This is a genomic window from Candidatus Krumholzibacteriia bacterium (assembly GCA_035268685.1).
Classification (GTDB): Bacteria; Krumholzibacteriota; Krumholzibacteriia; order JAJRXK01; family JAJRXK01; genus JAJRXK01.
The window spans coordinates 25,289-31,727 of the sequence record DATFKK010000082.1; the positions used below are offsets into that span (position 1 = coordinate 25,289).

Annotated in this window: 6 protein-coding genes; 5 read left to right on the plus strand and 1 reads right to left on the minus strand. The window is 68.8% G+C overall.

Going from position 1 to position 6,439, the window contains the following annotated elements; all coding sequences use genetic code 11:
• Window positions 1–2 precede the first annotated feature (2 nt).
• From VKA86_08110 to rseP, 3 genes are read left to right on the plus strand one after another with little or no spacing between them, the layout of a single operon-like run.
• Window positions 3–866: a phosphatidate cytidylyltransferase gene (locus tag VKA86_08110; protein ID HKK71168.1), complete on the plus strand. Its 864-nt coding sequence runs from the start codon at window positions 3–5 to the stop codon at window positions 864–866.
• A gap of 22 nt (window positions 867–888) precedes the next feature.
• Window positions 889–2,058, plus strand: a complete 1,170-nt coding sequence (gene dxr / locus VKA86_08115) for a 1-deoxy-D-xylulose-5-phosphate reductoisomerase (GenBank protein ID HKK71169.1) — start codon at window positions 889–891, stop codon at window positions 2,056–2,058.
• Between the two features lie 54 nt (window positions 2,059–2,112).
• Window positions 2,113–3,483 (plus strand): RIP metalloprotease RseP, encoded by a 1,371-nt coding sequence (rseP, locus tag VKA86_08120; protein ID HKK71170.1) that lies wholly within the window; start codon window positions 2,113–2,115, stop codon window positions 3,481–3,483.
• A gap of 25 nt (window positions 3,484–3,508) precedes the next feature.
• On the opposite strand, the gene VKA86_08125 is transcribed toward rseP, so the two are convergent.
• Window positions 3,509–3,865, minus strand: coding sequence for a hypothetical protein (locus VKA86_08125; protein HKK71171.1), 357 nt, complete (start codon window positions 3,863–3,865; stop codon window positions 3,509–3,511).
• A 106-nt stretch (window positions 3,866–3,971) separates the two neighbouring features.
• On the opposite strand from VKA86_08125, the gene VKA86_08130 reads away from it, so the two are divergent.
• Window positions 3,972–6,026 carry a BamA/TamA family outer membrane protein gene (locus VKA86_08130; GenBank protein ID HKK71172.1) on the plus strand — a complete coding sequence of 685 codons (2,055 nt, stop codon included), beginning with the start codon at window positions 3,972–3,974 and terminating at the stop codon, window positions 6,024–6,026.
• 14 nt (window positions 6,027–6,040) lie between these two features.
• The coding region (locus VKA86_08135) for a hypothetical protein (GenBank protein ID HKK71173.1) at window positions 6,041–6,439 on the plus strand (399 nt) is incomplete at its 3' end.

The following is a 6,439-nucleotide window of genomic DNA, read 5'->3' on the forward strand; positions in this document are numbered from 1 at the left end:
CCGTGACCTCGGCCGATGCCAGTGGGGGCAAGGGCCTCGCCGACGGCCTGGGGCCACGGCTCCTGGTGACGCTCGTCTTCGTTCCGTGTCTCTGGATCATCACGCGCCGGGGGGATCTGCACTTCCTCGTCGTGGTGTGCATCATGGTGCTCACCGGGCTGTACGAGTTCTACCGGCTGATGGAGCACAAGGGCTTCCGGCCGGTGAAGGTGATCGGCATCGGCTGCGGGATCGCGATCACCGCCTACGCCTACTTCCGCACCGGGATCTACGGCAACTTCCTGCTGGCCGGAGCCCTGGTGCTGCTGATGACCGCCGAGCTGGTGCGGCGCAGCGTGGAGCAGGCGGTGGTGCACATCTCCATCACGATCTTCGGCGTGCTCTACGTCGGGTGGTTGGGCAGCCATCTGGTCCTGTTGCGCGAGCTGCCGCGTCTGGCCGGGCTCGACTACCATCTCGGCGCCGACTTCGTCTACCTGGTGGTGTTCCTCACGTGGAGCTGCGACTCGGGTGCGTATCTGATCGGCAGGGCCTTCGGCCGTACGCCCCTGTATCCCAGCGTGAGTCCGAAGAAGAGCCGGGAGGGTGCGGTCGGCGGAGTGGCCTTCGCACTGATCGCGGCCTGGCTGTCGCACCGGACCTTCGCCGCCGGATTCCTCGATCTGGAGAGCGCGCTCTGGCTCGGTCTGATCGCGGCCGTGGCCGGTCAGACCGGAGACCTGGTCGAGTCGCTCATGAAGCGCGACGTGCACGTGAAGGACTCGGCCTCGTTGCTCCCCGGCCATGGCGGAGCGCTCGATCGATTCGACTCGCTGTTCTTCAGTGCTCCGCTTCTCTACTATGCGCTGAAGTTCTTCGTGATCTAGCCCTCGCCCCGGCCGACCGTCCATGAATTCCACGCCACGTCAGATCGTCCTGCTGGGAGCGACGGGGTCCATCGGGACCAGCACCGTCGACCTCGTCCGCCGCTATCCCGAGCGCTTCGAGATCGTCGGCATGACCGCCCACCGGAGTGCCTCGGAGCTGGCCACCCTGGCCGACACCTTCGGAGGCGCGCGGCTGCAGCTGACCGGGCCCGGTGCCGACGCCGCGCTGCGCGCCGAACGGCCGGACCTGGCGCCGCGGATGCAGGACCCCGGTCCCGACGGTCTGCTCGCCCTGCTCGAGCAGGCACCGGGGGCGATGGTGGTCAACGGTCTGGTGGGCGCCGCCGGTCTGGCACCCACGGTGTGGTCGCTCGAGCGCGGGCACGACGTGGCCCTGGCCAACAAGGAGGCCCTGGTGGTGGGCGGGCCGCTGGTGCTCGACGCCGCCCGGCGCAGCGGGGCTCGTTTGTGGCCCGTCGACAGCGAACACTCGGCGATCGCGCAGTGCCTGCGCGGAAATCCCCACGCCGAACTGTCACGGATCTGGCTCACGGCCTCGGGCGGACCCTTCCGGGACCGCGACCCCGAGACCCTGGCCGAGGTGGGCCTCGACGAGGTCCTCGACCACCCCACCTGGGACATGGGACCCAAGGTGACCGTCGACTCGGCCACCATGATGAACAAGGGCCTGGAGGTCCTCGAGGCCCATTTCCTGTTCGACGTGCCGATCGAGCGCATCGAAGTGGTGGTCCACCGCGAATCCATCGTCCACAGCCTGATCGAGCTGCGGGACGGGGCCTTCCTGGCCCAGATGGGGGCGCCGGACATGCGGGTCCCGATCCTGTACGCCCTGGGCGAAGGCGAACACCTGGCCTCGGCCGTGGCTCCGTGGTCGCCGCTGGAGGCCCCGACGCTCCATTTCGAGGCCCCGGACCGCCGTCGCTACCCGTGTCTGGACCTCGCACGCCGTGCGGGGGAGGTGGCCGGAGCGGCACCGATCGTGCTGAACGCCGCCAACGAGGTCGCGGTGGCAGCTCTCTTGCGGGGGGAACTATCCTTTGGACGTATCCCCGGGGTGATCGAGCGCGCGCTCGAGCGGATCCCGCTGGATCCCGTCGGCAGCGTCGACGAGGCCCTGCGGCGCGACCGCGACACCCGGGAACAGACCGCGGAGTGGCTGCGTAGATCTTGAGCGGCGGGCCCGCCGCCCGGCCGACCCCACGGACCCGACGAGGATCGCAATTCCATGATCGAGACCCTGGCCGTATTCGTCTTCGTCCTGCTCGTGGTCGTCGTCGTCCACGAGGCCGGACACTTCCTGGTGGCGAAGGCCGTCGGTGTTTACTGCAAGACCTTCTCGGTGGGGTTCGGGCCGAAACTCCTGGCCCGCCGCTTCGGCGAGACCGAGTACGCCTTCAGCGCCTTCCCGCTCGGCGGCTACGTGAAGATGGCCGGCGAAGGGGCCATGGAAGAGGTCCAGGACGCGGGGACCGGCGGCAATCCCGACACCGACTTCGACGCCGACGGCAATCCGATTCCCGAACATCGCTATTTCTCGAGCAAGACCACCTGGCAGCGCATGGCGATCGTGGTGGCCGGGCCACTCATGAACCTGGTCCTGGCCCTGGTCATCGCCACGGCGGTCGTGGGTCTGCACGGCGTGACGGTGCAGCCGTTCACCGTGGTCGGCGAGGTCGAGGAGGGCACTCCCGCCGCCGAGGCGGGCCTACAGACCGGTGACCGCGTGATCGAAGTGGCCGGCGAGGGCGTGACCGCCTGGGAGGACGTGATCGCCGGGATCGTCGAGACCTACCAGGACACCGGCGAGCCGGTCGACGTGATCGTCGATCGCGACGGCCAGGCGATCGTCACCGCGGTCGAGCCCACGCGCAGTGAGCAGGGCACCTGGCAGATCGGCATGTGGTACGAGCCCACGAGTGTCGTCGGCAACGTCAAGCGCGACGGTCCGGCCTGGGAAGCCGGATTGAGGCCTGGTGACCGGATCGTGTCGCTCGAAGGTGTCGAGGTCACGACCCATCGCGAGATCGTCGACAAGGTCGAGAAGAGCATCGACACTCCCCTTTCGATCACCTGGGAGCGCGACGGTGAGCTGATGAGCTCGACCGTGACGCCGGTCGCGGCCGAGGTCCCGGTCTCGTTCTCCGAGATGAAGACGGTGGGCCGGATCCACTACCAGGTCTACTCGGAGCAACGCTCGGTGGGTCCGATCCAGGCGGCCGAGATGGGAGCGCAGTGGACCTGGCGCACGGTCGGCCAGACGGCCAGCTTCCTGGGTGCACTGGTCACCGGACAGGCGTCGGGCGACGCCGTGAGCGGACCCATCCGCATCGCGCAGTTCAGCGGCGAGATGGTCAAGTGGGGCTTCGACCGGCTCATGCTCTTCATCGCCATGTTCAGCGTGAACCTGTTCCTGCTGAACCTCTTGCCGATTCCGGTGCTGGACGGTGGGCACGTGGTGTTCATCGGCTACGAGATGATCATGCGCAAGCGACCCAACGAGCGGGTCCAGGCCATGGCCACACAGGCGGGCTTCGTGGCGCTGCTGCTGCTGATGGCGTGGGTGATCACCAAGGACGTCCTGCACGTCGTCGGGTGATCCGGCGACTCCCCGGGAACGCCGTTCAGTCCTCCACCTGCGGCGGCAGAAGCTGCTCGCGGCGCGTGACGAGACTGTCGTGGATCGCGCTCATCACCAGATGCCCGCGTCCGGGATCATCGCTCAGCGACTCCAGCAGGGCATCGATCTCCGCTTCGTCGAGGAGATCACCCAGAGCCTGCCGCTTGGCCTCGGCTTCCTCGGTGTCGCGAGCGCGGGCGATCCGGACCTCGATCAGGGCGAGCACTTCGTCGACCAGGCGCTGTTCCTGCGGTTCGAGTTCGGTGGGGAACTGATCGCGTTCGGCGCAGCCGGGGACGAGGAACGAGAGTCCGATGCCGAACAGCAGGAGAAGCGTGGATCTCCCGGGCGATGGGGGCATGCGGACCTCACGGGGGCGCGGTTTCCTCGTTGTCGAGCGAGCGCGGGAAACCTATAACAGACCCTGGCCCCTGTCGACTCGACCCCAACCGGGAGCTGGCGGCCGTATGGACCGCAGCCGCGCCTGGACGCCCCGGGCCATCGTGGCGGGCCTGCTGTTCCTCGTGATCGTGGGCGCGGCCGGCCCGGCCGCCCTCGCCGACGACGAGCTGGACTACGGACTCGACGAACGCCGGCTCCGTGAACTCGAGTTCTCCGGTGTCGAGTTCTTCGACGAAGAGCGGCTCCGCGCCCAACTCGGCCTGATCGGCGCCCCCTGGTACTGGCCCTTCCGGGATCCCCGGTACCGTCTCGACCGCGTCGAGCAGGGGGTCGAGGCGATCCGTGGACTCTACCGCCGCGAGGGCTTCCACGAGATCCGGGTCCGTCTCGACGTGGTCGAGAGCGACCCCGATCAGGGGGACGTCCTACGCATCACGGTGGACGAGGGCCCGCGGGTGTTGATCGACGAGATCGAGTTCCTCGATCCCGAGCCGTTGAGCGAGGAGTGGCTGCGCGAGCGGCTGCGGTACCGGGAGGGCGGCCCGGCGCCGGCTCGTGCCTCGGACCTGGGCAACGACATCTACCGGATCCTCGATGCCTATCTCGCTCGCGGTCATCTCGGCGCGCGCGTGCGCGAGGACCTCGCCAGAGGGGACTCGACCGTGACCGTGCGCTACTCGATCCGCTCGGGGCCGGTCTACCGCGTGCGTGACGTCGAGATCCGGGGCACCGACCGCGTGCGCGAGGAGTTCGTCCGACGGGAGTTGCAGATCGAGCCCGGCCAGCAGTTCGACGCCGATCGTGTGGCGCGGACCGAGATCCAGCTGCTCGACACCGGCTGGTTCCGTGACGTCTCCTTCGAGCCCGTGGCGCTCGACACCACCACGGCCCAGGCCACGTTGCGCGTGCGCACGGTCGAGCGGCCGACGGGATTCTGGGAACTGGGTCTGGGCACGGGAACCGAGGACCGGGTGCGCCTGAGCGGAGCCTGGGGCGACCGCAACGTGTGGGGGAGTGGGAAGGGCCTCACGCTGCGGGGGCGGGTGCTCGCCACCATCGATGGGTCGGTGGACGACCCCGACGAACAGGATCTGTTCATCGACCACGAGGAAGAATTGCTGTACCGGCATCCCCACGTCCTGGGCACGCGCTACACCGGCAACGCGAACGTGTTCTTCCGCGTGGAGTCCCGCCCGCGGTCGGCACTGGAGCTGGAGCGGACCGGTCTGCTGGTGAACACCGCGTTGGTGAACCGGCGCCGGACCTCGGTCGAGGTCGAGTTCGGGTTACAGCGTACGCTCAAGAACACGTTGAGCGACGCCATCGAGTTCGACAACGGCCGCGCACAGACCCGGTCGCTCACGCTCGTGGCCACCCGCGACACCCGGGACGACCTGTTCTCGCCGCGTCGGGGAGTGCTCCGGCAGATCCTGCTGCAGACAGCGGGAGGGCCGTTCCTCGGCGGCGACAACGACTTCAACAAGGCCCTGGCCAGCGTGGTCACGTTGGTGCCCCTTCCCTTCGGCGCAGTGCTGGCCACGCGGGCGCAGGCCGGTTGGGTGCAGGCCTGGTCCGAATCGGCCGACGAGTCCGGAGTCGAAGGTGGAGTCCCCCTCGAGGACCGCTTCTTCGCGGGAGGCAGCAGCTCGGTCCGGGGCTACCGGCAGAACTCGCTCGGCCCCCGCCTGGCGGCCGACGACGAGGCCCTGCAGGAGGTGCGCGATCCCCGCTTCCTCGCCGACCGGTTGAGCGCGGGAGGCAACGCTCTTCTCTTGCTCAACGCCGAGCTGCGCTTCGGGCTTCCGCTCCTGTCCCGGTTCGGGTTCGACGGGGCGGTCTTCTTCGACGCGGGCAACGTGTGGGCGAACTGGGACACGTTCCGGATCCACGAGGTGGCCCTGACCGGTGAGGTGACCGGTGAGCGGGCCGAACGCGCGCTGCGCACCAGCTTCGGCTTCGGCCTGCACTACCGCACCGTGGTGGGCCCATTGCGTCTGGATTACGGCATTCCGCTGCGGCGCGGTCGCTTCGAGTCGACCGATCCGCGGACCGGCGCCACCAGCGATGTCGACCGCGATCCGCCGCAGGTCTGGCACTTGTCGCTCGGTCACGCGTTCTGATCCACATGGTCTGGTTGAAGCGCACCCGCATCACCCTGCTGATGGGCCTGCTCGTGGCCGGCGCGGCCCTGGCCTGGTTGGCGGCGCATCCGCAGCTCTACGCCGGTCAGCTGGGACGGCTGGTCACACGCAACCTCCTGCAGGACAGCGGGGCCACGCTCAGTTTCGCCGACCTCCGCGGCAATCCACTCGAGGGCATGACGTTCTACGAGGTGGTACTGGTGCGCAGCGGCGAGGAGGGCGAGTTCCTGTACGTGGGCGCCGACAGCGTGTCCGTGTCCTACGACCCCCGCGCGATCCTGCGCCGCGATCCGGTCCTGCAGGAGCTCGAGGTGGGCGGGGCGCAGGTGATCGTGCGGGGCGGGGAGGACGAACCGGAGCCGGACGAGAGCGAACCCCACGCCTGGACCACG

Excerpts from the sequence above, each read along its gene's own strand:
- VKA86_08130 (HKK71172.1), top strand. The coding sequence starts at position 3,972 with ATGGACCGCAGCCGCGCCTGGACGCCCCGGGCCATCGTGGCGGGCCTG.
- VKA86_08125 (HKK71171.1), bottom strand. The coding sequence starts at position 3,865 with ATGCCCCCATCGCCCGGGAGATCCACGCTTCTCCTGCTGTTCGGCATC.
- dxr (HKK71169.1), top strand. The coding sequence starts at position 889 with ATGAATTCCACGCCACGTCAGATCGTCCTGCTGGGAGCGACGGGGTCC.
- rseP (HKK71170.1), top strand. The coding sequence starts at position 2,113 with ATGATCGAGACCCTGGCCGTATTCGTCTTCGTCCTGCTCGTGGTCGTC.